A 1465-nucleotide genomic window follows, 5' to 3' on the forward strand; every position below is an offset into this window, starting at 1 on the left:
CTGGGCGGAATGCGTGATGGTCACGATCGCAGCAGGACACGGGTGCGGAGGAGCCGGAAGGATCCCCGTCCGTACATCTGCCGCTTGATTGTCTTAAACGGTTGACGTGGCCTTCGACGACGCCGGAGCTGTAGGTGAGCGTCATGCCAGCGAGGACGGCGTCCCAGTCCTGGCGTAGGAATCCGGCGAAACCCCGTATCGGATCAGGTCCGTTGGTCTCGGCCTCGCGGACCCAGGCGGCCAGGAGGTGGCCGCGGCGGTCGCGGACCAGGCCAGTGAAGACACGGGCCAGGTCACAGGCGGTGGCGATGTCGGGGCAAGCGATGCGGGCTTCGTCGAGTTGGGCCTGCTCGTCGCTGCTGAGCGTGTCGCGTGGGCGCATGATCCAGGAGGTGATCTTGCGCGGGCTGGGGATCGGCCGAGGTGCTTCGGTGGCCGCGGTGCCGCCCCGCAGACTTCGGACGTAGAGACGTACGGCCTGGTGGTTTCCGCGGAAGCCGTGTTCGCGAATCTCCCGGTAGATCTGGGTCGCGTTGGTGCAGCCGTCGGTGAAACGCTGCTGGATGTACGGGCGATAGGGGTCGATCTGGCGGGGACGGCGGTCGCGGGCCGAGGCGATCAGCACGTCGAGGTCGGTGGTCAGGTAGCGGCGGACGGTTTTGCGGTCCAGTCCGAGCCGGCGGGCGATGGCGCTGATCGTCCACGTCGCCTCCCGTAATCGGTGGATCTCCGCATACCGTTCGGTCACCCGCTGCATGAGCGGGGTGGCAGGGATGCTGTCGAGCGGCGGCGTCAGCGGCAGCAGCGCTGTGGGTGGTGCGGTCGGCGGCGCCGGTGCGTCCACGTTGTCCAAGGCGTATTTGTGCAGGCAGGCGCGGTGCTGGTGGCAGGTTTTCTCGACCGCGGTGGACAGGTTTTGAAGCATGTGCCAGCGGTCGGCTACTTCGGTCGCGTCCGGTGCCGCCTCCTTGATCGCGCGACTGTAGCCGCTGTCGCGGTCCCGGCAGATGACCTCGGCGCCAGGATGTTCGGTGAGCCAGGCGGCCAGTGTCTCGCTGGTGTGGTCGGCCAGCAGGTCGATCGGGGTGGAGGTCTCGACGTCGAGCAGGATGGTCCCGTAAGTACGCGAGCGTCGGAAGGCGAAGTCGTCGACGCCCAGCACTCGCGGGCTGCGGGCAGGGACCTCGGGTGCGTGCAGCTGGCCGAGCAGCCGAGCCCGGCCGGTGGGCACCGCCAGTGAGCGGCACAGCCGCATGCCCGGTCGGCCGCCCGCCGTGAGCGCAACGGACCGCCACAGCGTCTTCACACCGGGCCCGGCACGGGCATAACGCGTGGTCAGACCCTCGACCTGCTCAACGAACGTGCGGCGCCCGCAGTCGGGGGCATCGCAGAAGAATCGCCGGACCTCCAGCTTCACCACCACGCGGCGCCCGCCGACGGGACACTCGGCCAGCCGTCGCCCGTA

General features: G+C 68.9%; 1 protein-coding gene. It reads right to left on the reverse strand.

Features of this window, described 5'->3' with window-relative positions:
- Positions 1 to 1465 (reverse strand): transposase (locus AQI95_RS44170; protein ID WP_159056789.1); only part of this gene is annotated, 1465 nt, incomplete at both ends.

The sequence above is a fragment of the Streptomyces yokosukanensis genome, from assembly GCF_001514035.1.
Classification (GTDB): domain Bacteria; phylum Actinomycetota; class Actinomycetes; order Streptomycetales; family Streptomycetaceae; genus Streptomyces; species Streptomyces yokosukanensis.